General features: G+C 71.5%; 10 protein-coding genes. 1 reads left to right on the top strand and 9 read right to left on the bottom strand.

Annotation, left to right across the window (positions count from 1 at the left end; genetic code table 11):
- Nucleotides 1-15 precede the first annotated feature (15 nt).
- From I6G21_RS03285 to I6G21_RS03275, 3 genes are read right to left on the bottom strand one after another with little or no spacing between them, the layout of a single operon-like run.
- A complete protein-coding gene (locus I6G21_RS03285) occupies nucleotides 16-945 on the bottom strand; it encodes a carbohydrate ABC transporter permease (RefSeq protein WP_081275563.1) in 930 nt (309 codons plus the stop codon).
- The gene (locus tag I6G21_RS03280) at nucleotides 946-1,920 is read right to left on the bottom strand and encodes a carbohydrate ABC transporter permease (RefSeq protein ID WP_061225207.1); all 975 of its coding nucleotides are present in this window, start codon (nucleotides 1,918-1,920) and stop codon (nucleotides 946-948) included.
- Between the two features lie 2 nt (nucleotides 1,921-1,922).
- Nucleotides 1,923-3,230: an ABC transporter substrate-binding protein gene (locus I6G21_RS03275; RefSeq protein ID WP_224799560.1), complete on the bottom strand. Its 1,308-nt coding sequence runs from the start codon at nucleotides 3,228-3,230 to the stop codon at nucleotides 1,923-1,925.
- Between the two features lie 139 nt (nucleotides 3,231-3,369).
- On the opposite strand from I6G21_RS03275, the gene I6G21_RS03270 reads away from it, so the two are divergent.
- The gene (locus tag I6G21_RS03270) at nucleotides 3,370-4,695 is read left to right on the top strand and encodes an ROK family transcriptional regulator (RefSeq protein WP_100463377.1); all 1,326 of its coding nucleotides are present in this window, start codon (nucleotides 3,370-3,372) and stop codon (nucleotides 4,693-4,695) included.
- 99 nt (nucleotides 4,696-4,794) lie between these two features.
- Here I6G21_RS03270 and I6G21_RS03265 read toward each other — a convergent pair whose 3' ends face one another.
- The 6 genes from I6G21_RS03265 to I6G21_RS03240 all read right to left on the bottom strand — a co-directional run bounded on the left by I6G21_RS03265 (nucleotide 4,795) and on the right by I6G21_RS03240 (nucleotide 13,870).
- On the bottom strand, nucleotides 4,795-6,009 hold the full coding sequence (locus tag I6G21_RS03265; RefSeq protein ID WP_100463375.1) for an ABC transporter ATP-binding protein: 1,215 nt from the start codon (nucleotides 6,007-6,009) through the stop codon (nucleotides 4,795-4,797).
- Between the two features lie 322 nt (nucleotides 6,010-6,331).
- Nucleotides 6,332-8,002: an ATP-binding cassette domain-containing protein gene (locus I6G21_RS03260; protein ID WP_100463374.1), complete on the bottom strand. Its 1,671-nt coding sequence runs from the start codon at nucleotides 8,000-8,002 to the stop codon at nucleotides 6,332-6,334.
- A 390-nt stretch (nucleotides 8,003-8,392) separates the two neighbouring features.
- Entirely contained in the window at nucleotides 8,393-9,037 is a 645-nt protein-coding gene (locus tag I6G21_RS03255; RefSeq protein ID WP_058743761.1) for a hypothetical protein, read from the bottom strand.
- 54 nt (nucleotides 9,038-9,091) lie between these two features.
- Entirely contained in the window at nucleotides 9,092-10,735 is a 1,644-nt protein-coding gene (locus tag I6G21_RS03250; protein WP_129357997.1) for a GMC oxidoreductase, read from the bottom strand.
- A 254-nt stretch (nucleotides 10,736-10,989) separates the two neighbouring features.
- Nucleotides 10,990-12,351 carry a M48 family metallopeptidase gene (locus I6G21_RS03245; RefSeq protein ID WP_058743599.1) on the bottom strand — a complete coding sequence of 454 codons (1,362 nt, stop codon included), beginning with the start codon at nucleotides 12,349-12,351 and terminating at the stop codon, nucleotides 10,990-10,992.
- A 274-nt stretch (nucleotides 12,352-12,625) separates the two neighbouring features.
- Nucleotides 12,626-13,870, bottom strand: coding sequence for an acetate/propionate family kinase (locus tag I6G21_RS03240; RefSeq protein WP_129357995.1), 1,245 nt, complete (start codon nucleotides 13,868-13,870; stop codon nucleotides 12,626-12,628).
- Between the last annotated feature and the right edge of the window lie 100 nt (nucleotides 13,871-13,970).

Genomic DNA, 13,970 nt, shown 5'->3' with positions numbered 1-13,970 from the left:
GGAAGGGGCGCGGGGCTACTTGACGGCGCCCTGGGTGAGACCGGCCATGACCCACTTCTGGGAGATCGCGTAGGCGATCACGGACGGGCCGATCGCCAGCAGGTAGGAGGCGAAGGCGATGTTGTAGTTGTTGCTGAACTGGGTCTGGAAGATCTTCTGCACCACGGGCAGGGTCTGCATGCTCGGGTCCGCGATGATCATCGAGGGCATCATGAAGTCGTTCCAGGAGGCCAGCAGGGTGAAGATCCCGACGGTCGCGGCCATCGGCATCATCAGCGGGAACATCAGGGTCCAGAAGATCCGCCAGGTGGAGGCCCCGTCCATCCGGGCGGACTCCTCCAGCTCCTCCGGCAGGGACCGGATGAACGCGGTGAACAGCAGCACGTTGAAGGACAGGCTGAACATGATGTGCAGGACGATCACGCCCACCGGGTTGGCCAGGTGCACGTACCCGGAGAGCTTGACCTGGGACAGGGCCAGCACGGGGAAGGGCAGGAACATCGCGGCCAGCAGGTAGTAGCAGGAGATGCGGAAGAACCGGCGGTTCCAGTTGCGCGAGATGGCGTAGGAGGCCATCGCGGAGAGCAGCACCGCGCCCACCGTGGAGACGACGGTGATGGTCAGGGAGATCGCGAAGACCTTCGGGAAGTCGGTCAGCTCCCAGGCCTCGCGGAAGCCCTCCAGGCTCCAGGGGGCGGGCAGCTTGAAGGCCTGGCCGAGCACGGCTTGGTCCGTGGTCTTGAAGGCCATGGACACGGCCACGAAGAACGGCAGGAGCACGGACAGGGAGCAGACCATGAGGATGATGGTCAGCGGCCAGTTGGTCCCGTGCGCCGAGCGGCGACGACGCCGGGTGGTCGAGGAGCCGGTGGCGGCGGCGTCGTGCGCGGTGCGCTCGGGGCCGCCGGGCAGCGGGGTGGCGGAGATGTTGGGATCGACGGACATCTAGAACTGGGTCCTTCCGCGGGAGACGCGCAGCTGGAACAGCGCGATGACCAGGGTGATGAGGAAGAAGATGGTGGAGTTGGCCATCTGGTAGGCGTAGTCCCCGTTCTCGAAGCCGGAGAAGATCTGCATGGCCACGGACCGGGTCGCGGTGCCGGGGCCGCCCCCGGTCAGGCCGACGATGATGTCGTAGGTGCTCAGGAAGTTCTTGAAGCCGAGGATCACGTTGACCAACACGTATCCGGAGATCATGGGCACGGTGATGCGGGTCAGTTGCTGGAACGGGGTGGCCCCGTCCAGGGAGGAGGCCTCGTAGACGTCACCCGGGATGGTCACCAGGGCGGCGATGTAGATGAGCATGGCCTGCGGGACCGCCTGCCAGGTGGTCACCAGCACGATGGAGATCCACGCCAGGTGCGGGTTGGCGAGGATGGACTCGCGCAGCGCGTCGATGCCGATGGCCTCGGCGGCGGCGGGGATGGTGTTGGAGAAGATGAACTGGAAGACGAAGGCGATGATGATCGCGGAGACCACCATGGGCAGCACGAAGATGGTGCGCAGGGTGGTGCGGAAGCGGATCCGGCTGGTGAGTCCGATGGCCAGCAGCAGCGCGATGATGTTCACCAGGATGACGGTGACCAGGGCGACGCCGATGGTGAAGCCGTAGGCCCCGAGCATCCCGGGATCGCTGAACAGCACGGCGTAGTTGGTCAGGCCCACGAACTCCCAGTCGCCGAAGCCGATGGAGTCGGTGAAGCTGTAGAAGATGCCCATCACGGCCGGCAGGGCGATGCACAGGCTGAACAGCACCAGCGCGGGGACGAGGAACCAGTAGTAGACCGGATCCACGCGGCGTCGGCGTCGACGGCGGGTCGGGGCGGCGGCGCGGGTGCCCGTGCGCGGCTGCGAGGCCGCGGCGGAGCCTGCGGCGGGGGCGCCCGCGGCGGGCGGCTGGGCGTGACTCGGTGTCGTCATGGTCAGTCCTTGGCGGGTTGGCGTTCGGCGAGGCGGTGCCAGTCACCGTCGAGCTTGCGGAGGGTCTCCTCGAGGTCCTGCCCCGTGAAGATGCCCTGCATGTAGTTCTCGAAGGGCACGGTCTTGGGCATGGACACCGAAGCGCCTTGGTAGAAGGCGGAGCGGTCCACGTACTTCTGCAGGTCCTGCAGGCGCGGGTCCGTGACGGGCGGGGAGTCATTGCGCACCCCGAAGCCCAGGTTCTGCTGGTTGTAGGCGTCAGCCACCTCGGGGGTGATGAGATAGCGCAGCAGGGTCCGGGCGGCCTCCGGCTGGTCGGACTTCTCCGGGATCCACAGGGCCAGGTCCAGGTTCACGCGCACCTTGCGGTCCGCGGGGTCCTCGGTCATGGGCAGCGGGAAGATGCCGATGTCGGCCTGCGGGTTCACCGTGAGGATCTCGTTCAGGGCCCAGGGGCCCTGCAGGTACATCGCGGCCTGGCCGTTGGCGAAGGCGACGTTGCCGTCGCCGTACTTGCGGTTGGCGGCGTCGCCGTTGGCGTAGTCCATCAGCCGCAGCGCCTTGCTCAGCGGCTCCTTGAACACTTGGGTGAAGGAGATCTCCCGGTCCGGCCCGGAGTCCTTCCCCTGCGCGCGCAGCTTCTGGAAGAAGTCCCCGACGTCGATGGCCCCGCCGATGCTGTAGTCCGCGATGCCCTGGGAGACGGTCCAGGCGTCCGCGCTGGTGAGGTAGAACGGGGTGACCCCGGCGGACTTGAGCTTCTCGCAGACCTCCAGCAGCTGGGACCAGGTCTGCGGGACCTGCACCCCATGCTGGTCGAAGATCGCCTTGTTGTAGAACACGGCGGCGGCCATCATCGAGTAGGGGATGGTGCACACCCGCCCCGGGTAGGTGGGGTACTGGTCCACGAGCTGCTGGATGGAATCGGCGATGTTCGCCTCGGCCTGCAGATCGGAGAGGTCGGAGAGCTCCCCGCGCTCCTGGAAGCGGGCCATCTCGTAGTTGTAGTTCAGGCAGCCCAGGTCCGGCGGGTCGGCGCGGGCGAAGCCGCTGGAGAGGTTGGAGGCGCTGTCGTGGATCGCCTCGATCTTCCCGTCCTGCTGCTCGTTGAACGTCTTCAGCAGGTTCTTGAAGTAGGGGATGGCCTCGGGTTTGGACTGGTAGAAGCGCACCTGGGGGACGTCCGGGCCGCCGCAGGCGGACAGTCCCAGGGCCAGCGAGCCGAGGGCGGCCGCGCCGAGGAAGGAGCGGCGGGACAGCGGGCGGGGCCCGGGAGCCGTGGCGGAACGAGCCGGCGGCAGGTGGGGCACGGCGACCTCCTGGAAGGGCGGACGACGGGCCCGACGGCGCCGTCGCGGATGGGCTGTGGTGCGGCGCACAGCACCGCTTCGACTAAATATAGACCGTAAATATAATCGAGGCAACGACCTCGTGGAAGGATGGCGCCTCATGACGACCCCTGACCCGGCAGGCGGCAGCTCCGCCGCCCTGCTGCGCCGCCTCAACACCCGCACCGTCCTGGATGCGATGTGGGCGGGACGGCCGGCCACGGCCAGCGATCTGATGCGCCGCACGGGGCTGACCCGCGCCACCGTGCTGGCGGTGTGCCGGGAGCTGACCGAACAGGGCTGGCTGCGCCCCGCCCGGGACACCCGCGCCGCCGGCGCCGCCTACACCAAGGGCCGGCCCGCCCTGCGCTACGCCTTCGCCGCGGAGAAGGCGCTCGTGGTGGGGGTGGACGCCGGGCAGCACCGGATCGCCGCGCGCGTCACGGACCTGGCCGGGCGGGATCTCGGGCTCGCCGAGCGCGCCCAGGACCTCACCGTCCCCCAGCCCGGAGAGCCCCCGCGCCCGGCCGAGCGGATCGCGGCGGAGGCCGCCCGGCGCCGCGAGGAGGTGCGCGCCGTCGTGGACACGGCCCTGGGCATCGCCGGGGTCGAACCGGAGCGGGTGGGCTGCGTGGTCCTCGGGATCCCCGCCCCGGTGGATGCCGCCGGGCACTCCCCGGAGGGGGCCAACCAGTACTGGGAGCTGATGAACCCCGGACTGGCGGATCTGTTCGCCGAGCGCGGCTGGGTCTGCCGGGTGGAGAACGACGCCAACCTCGCCGCCTTATCCGAGCTGGCCCTGGACCCGGCGCGGACCGAGCAGAGCTTCGCCCTGCTGCTGGCGGGGGAGCGCTACGGGGCGGGGCTGGTGCTCGGTGGCGAGCTGCTGCGCCAGCGCCGCGGCGGGGCCGGGGAGCTGGGCGTGCTGGGGCTGGTCTCCGGCGTGGAGGGCACCGGAGCGGTGGGCCAGACCGTCCGGGAAGCCGCGGCGGCCGCGATCGCCGCCGCGCAGACCGCCGACACGGTGCGGGGCGATTCGGGGGGCACTGGGGCGGAGGAGGCCGGTCCGGCGGGCTCCGACGGGCGGGAGCGCCGTCGGACCGGGCTGACCCGGTGGGCCCCGGAGCAGGTGCGCGCGGAGAACGTCTTCCGCCTGGCCGAAGAGGGCGACGTCGTCGCCGTCGGGATCGTGGAGGACGCCCTGGACCGGCTGGCCCGGGTGTGCGCGGTGCTGGCGGGACCGCTGGACCTGGATGCGGTGGTGATCGGCGGCGGCATCGCCCCGGCCATCCGGCCCCGCCTGGAGTGGCTGCACGAGCGAGTCCAGCGCTACCTCCACGCCCCGTGGCTGCGGCTGTCCACCTCGGCGGCCGGCGCCGACGCCGTGCGCATCGGCGCCTGCTGGGCCGGCATCGAGGCCGTGCGCGCGGCCGCCCTGGAAGACTGACCCTGCCCCCCGGGGGTGGGAGCACGCCCGCGTCGGAGGGCTGCGGGGAGGTGCCGCCGGGGTCCTGCTCTCCCGTGCCCGTGCCGGTGGGCGCGGTTGCTACTCCGCCCAGGGGGCGGCGTCGGCCTCCACGGCGGAGGTGTCCACCTGCGCTCGCTGCTCCTGCCCCGCCACCGCGGCGACGTCGATCGCGCCGGTCAGCGGCCCGGTGGGCTCCAGGTTCTCCTCGGTCTCCGGGTCGAAGAAGTGCGGGCGCCCGGTGGGGGCGATGAACAGGCGGTCGTAGCGGCGCACCGGGGTCCGCCCGTCCGTGCGCACGATGATCTGCGCGGGACGCTCGGTGTTGGGGCTCTTCATGCTCACCGGGGAGCGGCGCGGCAGGGAGGCATGGATGTAGGCGTCCGCCCCGAGCTCCTCCACCAGGTCCACGTGCACCTCGAAGCCCTCGCCCTCGGCGACGATCCCGAAGTCCTCCGGGCGCACCCCCACATCCACCGCGCCCTCGGCCCGGCCGGCGAGGCTGGTGGGACGGCGCAACACGGCGTCGCCCAGGTGCACGCCGTCGGCCCGCAGCTGGCCCTGCAGGATGTTCATGGACGGGGAGCCGATGAACCCGGCGACGAACTCGTTGGCCGGGTGGTCGTAGAGGTTCGCGGGGGTGTCCACCTGCTGCAGCTTCCCGGCGCGCAGCACCGCGACCCGATCCCCCATGGTCATGGCCTCGGTCTGGTCGTGGGTCACGTACACGGTGGTCACCCCCAGCTGATCGGTCAGCTCGGAGATCTGGGTGCGGGTCTGCACGCGCAGCTTGGCGTCCAGGTTGGACAGCGGCTCATCCATCAGGAACACCTGCGGCTGACGCACGATCGCCCGGCCCATCGCCACCCGCTGGCGCTGCCCGCCGGAGAGGGCCTTGGGCTTGCGGTCCAGGTACTCGGTGAGGTCCAGCAGCTGGGCGGCCTCCTCCACGCGCTTGTCCCGCTTGTCCTTGGGCATCTTGGCGATCTTCAGCGGGAAGGCGATGTTCTCCCGCACGGACAGGTGGGGGTACAGGGCGTAGTTCTGGAAGACCATCGCGATGTCCCGCTCCTTGGAGGGCAGGTCCGTGGCGTCCTTCTGGCCGATGCGGATGCTGCCCTCGGTGACGTCCTCCAGCCCGGCGAGCATCCGCAGCACCGTGGACTTGCCGCAGCCGGAGGGGCCCACGAGCACCAGGAACTCGCCGTCGCGGATGTCCAGGTCCAGGTGGGAGACGGAGTCCCGATCCGCCCCGGGGTAGCGGCAGGTGACGTCGTCGAAGGAGATGGCGGCCATGGTGTCCTCATTTCTCGCGGCAGCGCGGGCGTCGTCGTCCGGGAGGCGGGCCGGGTGCGCGCGACGCTGCGGCACGGCCCGAACGAGTTTATTTAGAACCAGAATAAACTCCCGGGCCCGGATTGCATAGCCTGCGTCACAGGCGCGTCGCCCGTCCCGCGCCCAGCGCAGCGCCCCACCCGCTCACCCGCCCGCCCACCTCAGCGCCCCGCCCCCAGCGCCGAGTCATCGATTCCTGCGGATTTTCGGCCGAAAACCGGCAGGAATCGATGACTCGGCGACGTCGGTGGGCGCGAGGGAGGCAAGGGGTGGCGGGGGTGGGTCAGGGCCCGACGGCGTCCAGGTTCAGCGTGCGCTGGATGCCCACGCGGGCCGCGACATCGTCGTCGTGGGTGACCAGCAGCAGCGCGCCCCGGTAGGTGCTCAATGCGTCCACCAGCCAGTCCACGGTGGGCAGGTCCAGGGCGTTGGTGGGTTCATCCAGGATCAGCAGGCGCGGGGCCGGGGCGGCCAGCAGCTCCCGGGCCAGCGCGACCCGCAGCCGCTCTCCGCCGGAGAGGTCCCCGACCCGGGAGAAGACCTCCTCGCGCCGGAACAGCAGGGCCGCCAACCGATCCCGCAGCTGCTGCTCGGAGGCCCCGGGGTTCGACGCCGCCACGCAGGAGAGCACGGTGGCCTCCGGGTCCAGCAGGATCCGCTGCGGCAGGTGCCCCGTCTCCGGCACCCGGAAGCGCACCGTGTACGGACTCGGCGGGGCTTCGGCCGGGGGGACCTCGCCAGGGTGGGCGAGGATGCGGCGGATCAGCGTGGACTTCCCGGACCCGTTGGCCCCGGCCAGGCGCACCCGCTCCGGTCCGGTGAGGATCACGTGCGCCAGCTCGGTGGGCAGGGGCTCCTCCCGCTGCGCGAGATCGTCGGAGATCTGCAATTCCACGATCTTCGTCCCGGCCGCCACCGAGGTCTCCGGCAGCTCCAGGTGCACCCGGGGGCGGACGGCGAGCCCGGCCTGCGCCTGTTCGAGGCGCTCGCGGGCGGCCTCCTCCCGCTCGGAGTGCACCCCGCGACGCCGGGCCGCCGTGCGCTGCGCCGCGCGCTTCTTGTTCCCGGCCGCCAGCGGAGCGTACCTGCCCTCGCGCTCAGCCCGAGCTCCGCGCCGGGCATCCCGGACCTCCCGGGTCTGCAGGGCGATCCGCTCCCGACGCTGCCGGTCCAGGTCCGCCGCGGCCTCCCGCACCCGACGTCGGGCCGTGTTCTGCTCCGCGCTCGCGGTCTGCTCCCACACTGAGTACGGGCCCTCGACCTGCCGCAGGGTCGCGGCCACCGCCCGATGCCCTCGGGTGAACTGCGCGGGGACCAGCCCGGTGATCGTGTCGCACTCCTCCAGCAGGGTGCGGTCGTGGCTGACGACGAGCACTGGGATGCGCCCGCGCAGCTCCGCCAGCAGGGCGGCCAGCAGCTCGCGTCCCGCGGCATCCAGGCTGTTGGTGGGCTCATCCAGGATCAGCGCCTTCGGGCGGGCCAGGTGGATCCCCGCCAGGGCGACGCGCACGGCCTGGCCCCCGGAGAGCTCTCCGATGCGCCGGTGCGGGTCCAGCCCGGGCAGTCCGGCGCGGCCCAGGGCGCTCGCGATGCGCTCCTCGACGTCCCAGTCCTCGCCGATGCGCTCGTACAGGGCGGGGTCGGCGTCCCCGGCGATGACGGCCTCGAGCGCGTCGAGGGTCTCGGCCGCACCGAGCACCTCGGCCACCCGCGCCTCGGCGCGCAGCCCCAGATCCTGGGGCATCGCGTGGATGGGGGCCGGAGCCGAGACGGCGTCGACGGCGGGGGTGAGGTCTCCGGTGATGAGACGTACCAGGGTGGTCTTCCCGGAGCCGTTGGGTCCGATGATCCCGTGCAGGCCGGGTCCCCAGGCGGCGTCGGCGGCGGCGAGGCAGGGGGTGGAGTCCGGCCAGGAGAAGGTGAGGTCGTGGATGGCGATGGCGGATGCGGGCATGGTGCGCTCCCTCGTCGGCAGATGCGGGTGCCGAGGGGCGCGGGGGCTCCTCGGCGCTTATCGGCTGAGAGGGAGCAGATCCACCGGGATTCCTGACGCAGGGGGCATTGACGACCCCAGGGTAACATGCGTCACGGTTGAGGGGACAGGGTATGGCCCATGGCTGCCTTCCCCGCATCCTCCTGATCCATGGAGCCTGGCACGATGCCGCAGCGCTCCGGGAGCGGATCGCCGACTCGGAGCGCCCCACTCTCCGCAGAGATCCCAGCGCCGAGTCATCGATTCCGACGAGTTTTCGGCCGAAAACCCGCAGGAATCGATGACTCGGCGACGCCGGGGGGAGGAGGGAGGTGGGGGGTGACGTCGCGGAGGGGAGAGAGGCTGGGCAGCTCAGGCGGTGAAGCCGGGGACCTGGCCGAGGCGCTCGGAGTTGTCGTCCCAGTCGCCTTCCTGCTCGTCCTGGACGAAGGCGACCACCAGCAGCTCGAAGGTCACGTTGGCGAAGGGGGAGCGCACCCAGTACTTCAGCGGGATCTCCGCGACGTCGCTGGGCTGCAGGGTGCCGGACCAGGACCAGTTCCACTTGGACCCCTCGCCTTTGGCGAAGACCGGGGTGGGGATCTCGGTGAGCGTGGCCTGCGGGGTCCCGGAGGCGAGTTTCACCTGGTTGCTGCCCAGCGGGATGTAGTCCGAGGCGTAGTCCTTCATCGCCGCCTCGAAGGTCCCCACCGGGTTCACGGCCGGCACGGAGCCCACGTTGGTCACCCGCACCATGGGCGGCAGGCTCGCCATCTGCGCGACGGTCCTCAGGTCCTGCTGGTAGACGGGCACCGTCATCTCCGGCTGCCAGGTGTCCATATCCACGGGCGGGTCCACGACGTCGATGGCCAGGTCCGTGGGCTGATCGGGCAGGACGCTCGCGGCGGCCGCCGGCGCCGCCGTCGCCACGACGACGGCGGGGGCGCCCCACGCGGCGCCCTTGAGCATCGCGCGGCGGGTGGGAGCGGGAAGATGCGGCCGGGAGGTGGATGACATGGGTTCCTCGATTCGGTGCGAGTCGGGTGCGGAGAGGTCCTCGTGCGGGGCGGATCAGGAGAAGCGGCCGGCCTCGAGCAGCCGGTCCATGGAGCGCATCGCCAGGGCGGTGATCGTGACGAACGGGTTGACGCCGATCTTTCCGGGGATCAGGGAGCCGTCCATCACGAACAGCCCCGGGGCGCCGCGGACCTCGCCCTGCTCGTCGGTGGCCTGGCCGAGCACCGCCCCGCCGAGCGGGTGGTAGGTGAAGTAGTCCGTGAACTGCTTGCCGCCCTCGAACAGATCCCCGCGGTACCGGGTGCCCGGATTCGCGGCGTTGATGCGGTCGAAGACCGCGCGCACCGCGGCCACGGAGGGCTGAGACATCTGCTGGGTCCAGCCGAGGCTCAGCCCGCGGGCGGGGTCCCACCCGAAGCGCGCCAGATTCGGGTTGTTGGTGATCGCCAGGTACACGTTCGAGTGGGTCTCCAGACCAGCCGGGAACGGCGCGATCTCCGCGAACACGGAGTTCTGGGAGCCGTCCCAGGCCCGGATGCCCAGGGCGGGGATGGTGGACTGCAGGGAGCCGGTGCGGGTGCCGAAGCCCAGCCAGCGGGCCAGCATGGTGTTGCCGTTGGGACCCCACCCGGCGCCGATGCCGTCGTTGCCGCGCAGACCGGCGACGCCGCCGTCGTGCTGTGCCTTCATCAGCAGCCGCGCGGTGCCCACGGAGCCGGCGGCGAGGATGACGCGGTCGTACACGCGGGTGCTGCGGGACAGGACGTTCCCGCTGAAGTCGATGGTCTTCAGCTCCAGCCGGTAGGCGCCGTCCTCCTGGCGGGTGATGCCGGTGACCTCCGTCAGCGAGGTGAGGTTGACCAGCCCGGTGTCCAGGGCCTTCTTGAGCAGGGTCCGGGTCAGGGACTTCTTGCCGTGGTTGTTCCCGTAGATCACCTCCTGGGCCAGGGCCGAGCGCTCGGCGCGCCGGTGGCCCTCGCGGCGCATGTGGTCCCAGTCGTAGACGTTGGGCACCGGCACGGTGCGGTACCCGGCCTTGGCCGCGTGGGAGGCGGCCACGCGGGCGAACTGGTAGTACGCGGCGGTGCCCACCAGGGCGGTCGCCGGGGCCTGCACGCCCAGGGCCCGGTTGGCCTCGGGGAAGTAGCGGGAGTACATCTGTGCGGCGTCGACCTGCGGCAGCACCTGCTCGAAGAACGCCCGATCCGGGGTCACGGCCATGCCGCCGTTGACGAGGGAGCCGCCGCCGACGCCGCGCCCTACGTACACCTTCATCTGCTCGAAGTGCTCGATGCCGAGCACCCCGGCGCCGGCGGCGACGTCGCGGTTGATCAGGTCGAAGCCGCCGAGGGTGCTGAAGGGCATGTCCGTGCGGGTCTCGAACCACACCGAGCGGGAGGTGGGCTTGGTCATCGAGGTGAAGGTGCGCCCGCCGTCCTTGGGGAAGGAGTCCCAGTCCACGCCCATCTCGATGAGGTCCACCGGGATGCCGCGGCGGGTCAGCCGGTCCGCGGCCACGGCCCCGCCGTATCCGGAGCCGATGACGGCCACCCGCCGGCCGGCGCGCTGTTCGGCGGCCCGGGCGGCGTCGGTGCGCTCTGCGGCGGAGGCGGGGGAGGTGAGGGCCAGGGCGCCGGCGGCGAGCGTGCCGCTGGTCAGGGCTGCGCGCAGGACGGCGCGGCGATCGTGCAGGGGCATGGGTGATCTCTGTCCTGGGAGTGCGAGTGATGCCGAGGCGCCGCGACGGGTGCGGCGCATCGCGGATCATCGTAGGGTCCGGGCGCGGTCCGGGTCCGCTCCCTGCACGGAACGGGTGACAGGATTCCCGCGCGGCGGCGTCGGCCGGTCGCTGCGGGGCGGGGTTTGTGTTCAGATGCGCCGTTCGTGCTGAGATGCTGCACGGCGGGGCGCATCTCAACACGAACGGCGCATCTCAGAACGGAACCCGCATCTCACCGGCGGGGGCCGCTTGCCTCGGGGCCGTCCGCTTCGGGATCCCCGTCGGAGGAACCCGCCCCGGCCGGGCCCTGCGGGGGCACGGGGCTGCGGCGCACGCCGGGGGCCACCCACAGGGTGTCCAGCAGATCCGGGACGGGGGCGTCGCGCCGCTCCACCGGGACCCACCGGTGGGTGGCGTTGATGCCCCAGTGCTGGTTCTCCGGGGCGGGGTGGTAGGCATCCGTGAAGCGCCCGGCCTGCAGCGGATCCGCCCAGGAGGCGGCCGGCTCGGCGGCGGGGACCATGCTCAGCGGCTCGCGCGGCGGGTTCTGCTTGGGCCGCCAGATCAGGCGCCCGGGGCGGGAGCGGTCTCGCAGGGCGTGGGCTCGCCAGGTGTTGGCCGGGTGGGTCATCCCCAGGTTCGCCAGCCACGTGAACAGACCGCGCTCGTATACGGCGCGGTCCGCGAACTCGTCGAAGTTCACGTCCGCGTTCAGGTACTTGCCGGCGGCGAGCACCTTGATCTGCCCGCGCGCCCCCTGCGGGCAGAAGCGGTAGCCGAAGTTGTCCGCGGTGTACTCCTGGGCGCGGGAGAGGATGTTGCCCAGGACCGGGATCTGGTTGAACAGGGACAGCCCCAGGAGTCGGAAGTAGGAGACGTGGCCGGCGGCGATGTGCCCGACCTCGTGCCCGATGATGAACCGCAGCGCCTCCGGGTCCCGCGCCGCCCCGCCGATCTCGAACAGGTCCGAGTACACGGCGATGAAGCGGCGGTGCCCGTGACCGGCGGCGAAGGCGTTGATCTGGCCGTTGCCCAGCATCACGTAGGCGTCCGGCACACGACGCAGACCCGCGGCCTCGGCGGCCTCCACGACCATCCGGTAGGCCTCCGGGAACTGGGTGGGGGTGATCCGCACCCCGCTCAGCCGGATCTGCGCGTACATCAGGGCGCGGGCGAGGAAGAACACGATCGGGGCGACGATCGCCAGCGCGATGATCTGCGCGGACAGGGACTGGGCGAAGCCGATCAGCTCGTACAGCGGCTCGCCGGGCTGCCCTCGGCGCATGATCCCGGCGATCTGCCGGCCGAAGACCAGGTTCACCAGCATCACGTACCAGGCGAACAGCCACCCCACCACGGTGATCACCACGCCGACGACGACCCACGGGATCTCCGCGGCGTGCCGGATCCTGCCCAGCAGCGGGCCGGCGAGCAGGGACTGGAAGCCGAACAGCTTCGGCGCCGGGAACGGGCTGGCCGGGTTCTGGCGGGCGTCCTCCGGGACCCAGCCGCCGGAGAGGTCATCCGGCAGGGGCTGGGGAGGGAAGGCGGCGGCCGCGGGTGTGGTGCCCGGCGCGCCGTAGGTCCGCCGCACGATCCCCGGGGGCGGGAAGCCCGGCCCGGTCCCGCCCGGGCCCCCGGGGCCTCCCTGTCCGCCGGGCCCGCCCGACGTCGGTCCGCCCGGGGCGCCTGCCCCGGCCCCGCCCGACGTCGGACCACCGGGTCCCCCGGGACCCCCCGGCCCGGAGCCCGCCCCGGATCCCTCCGGTCCTCGCGCTGCGCCGTCGGGCTGATCGGTCATGGCTGCCCCTTCCCCGCGATGGTGCGCCGCACAGGCGGCGGTGATCTCCGACTACTGTAGCCGGGTGCTACCGACGGGCGCCCCGCTGACGGCGCGCGACCACCAGGCCGGCCGTCGCCTCGGCGATCGCCCGCTCCTCGTCCGTGGGCACCACGAGCACCGTGATCGCCGAATCCTCCCCGGAGATCACCCGGGTCTCGGAGGAGCGGCGGGCGTTGGCGTGCTCGTCCAGCGTGATGCCCAGGGCGCCCAGGCGCTGCAGCACCAGCTCGCGGAAGTACGCGGAGTTCTCCCCGATCCCGGCGGTGAACACGAGGGTCTTCGCCCCGCCCACGGCCACGTGGTATCCGCCGATGTACAGGGCCAGGCGGTAGGCGGCCATGTCCAGGGCCAGCTGCGCGGACTCGTCGCCGTTGACCGCGCGGATGGACAGCTCCCGCATGTCGTTGGTCCCGCCGATGGCCTTCAGCCCGGACTCGCTGTTGAGCGTCCGGGCCATCTCCTCCGGGTCCATGCCCTGACGCTGCATCACGGAGGTCAGCACGGAGGGGTCGACGTCGCCGGAGCGGGTGCCCATGACCAGCCCGGCCAGCGGGGTGTACCCCATCGAGGTGTCGATGGACTCCCCGCCGCGGATCGCGGTCACCGAGGCGCCGTTGCCCAGGTGGGCGATGATCCCGTCGAAGCTACTGCGCTCCACCCCCAGGTGCTCGCAGGCCTTCTGGGTGACGTAGTCGTGGCTGGTGCCGTGGAAGCCGTACTTGCGGATCCCGTGCATCCGGTAGAACTCATCCGGCAGGGCGTAGCGCCAGGCGTACTCCGGCATGGAGCGGTGGAAGGCGGTGTCGAACACGACCACCTGCGGCAGGTGCGGCCACTTGCGCTGGATCGCGCGGATGCCCATCGCGTTGGCGGGGTTGTGCAGCGGGGCCAGCGGGGCCAGGCGCTCGATCGCGCGCACGATCTCGTTATTGACGATCACCGGGGCGGAGAAGCGCTCCCCGCCGTGCACCACCCGGTGCCCGACGGCGTCGATCTCCCGACCGTCCAGCGCGGCGTCCAGCTCCTCGCTCATCTGGTCCAGGGCCTCAGCGTGGTCCTTCGCCCCGCCGGGCTCCCCGATGTTCTCGATCAGCCCCTTGGCCAGCACCTGATCCCCGTCCACGCCGAGGGTGGCCCGCTCCAGGGTGATCCGCTCGTTGATCGCGGGCATCGAGGAGGTGTACGGGTCCGTGTTCTCCTCGGAGGTGCTCACCTCCCGCACCTGGTACTTGATCGAAGAGGATCCGGAGTTGATGACCAGGACGAGCAAGGGGGCTCCTTCGCCGGGGACGTGCGGGAAATGTGACCCCCCGATCATCTCATCCGCGGCGGGGCTTAGCCTGGAGGAGCGCGCCGTCGGAAGGCGCGTC

It is taken from the genome of Rothia kristinae (assembly GCF_016028855.1).
GTDB classification, from domain to species: domain Bacteria; phylum Actinomycetota; class Actinomycetes; order Actinomycetales; family Micrococcaceae; genus Rothia; species Rothia kristinae.
The sequence above is the reverse complement of the archived record's forward strand: the minus strand, read 5'-3'. Positions and strand labels throughout refer to the sequence as shown.